This window comes from Brevundimonas sp. GW821-FHT10E09 (genome assembly GCF_058809375.1).
In genome coordinates this window covers 1-537 of sequence record NZ_JBXASO010000037.1, presented here as the reverse complement: position 1 = coordinate 537, position 537 = coordinate 1, and the positions used below count along the sequence as shown (strand labels likewise).

At 63.7% G+C, this 537-nt stretch carries 1 pseudogene; it reads right to left on the bottom strand.

What is annotated here, in order from left to right:
* Positions 1–12: 12 nt before the first annotated feature.
* Positions 13–537: pseudogene (locus AC1RSI_RS16720) on the bottom strand (IS5 family transposase); the annotation flags it as partial.

The window sequence follows — 537 nt, the reverse complement described above, 5'->3', positions numbered from 1 at the left end:
TAGGCTCAGGACTCATAGCCAGAATAGCACTGTAGCGGCGAGGGCGATGGCGGACAGGAAGACGGTCGGGCACCGATCGTAGCGGGTGGCGACGCGACGCCAGTCCTTGAGCCGGCCGAACATGATTTCGATGCGGTTTCGGCTTTTGTACCGGCGCTTGTCGTAACGGATAGGCGCGGTCCGGGATTTTCGACCGGGGATGCAGGGCGTGATGCCCTTGGCCTCCAAAGCGTCCCTGAACCAGTCTGCGTCATAGCCCCGGTCGCCCAGCAGCCATTGGGCCTTGGGAAGGCTGTCCAGCAGGGCCGCAGCACCGGTGTAGTCGCTGACCTGGCCTGCCGTCATGAACAGGCTGATGGGGCGTCCGTTCGCATCGGTTACGGCGTGAAGCTTGGTGTTCATGCCGCCTTTGGTGCGTCCGATGAGCCGCCCAAGACCCCCTTTTTTACCGCGAGGCTCGAAGCCGTACGGTGCGCCTTGAGATAGGTCGCGTCGATCATGAGGGTGCGCCGTTCGGCCTGAGCGCCGGACAGTCCC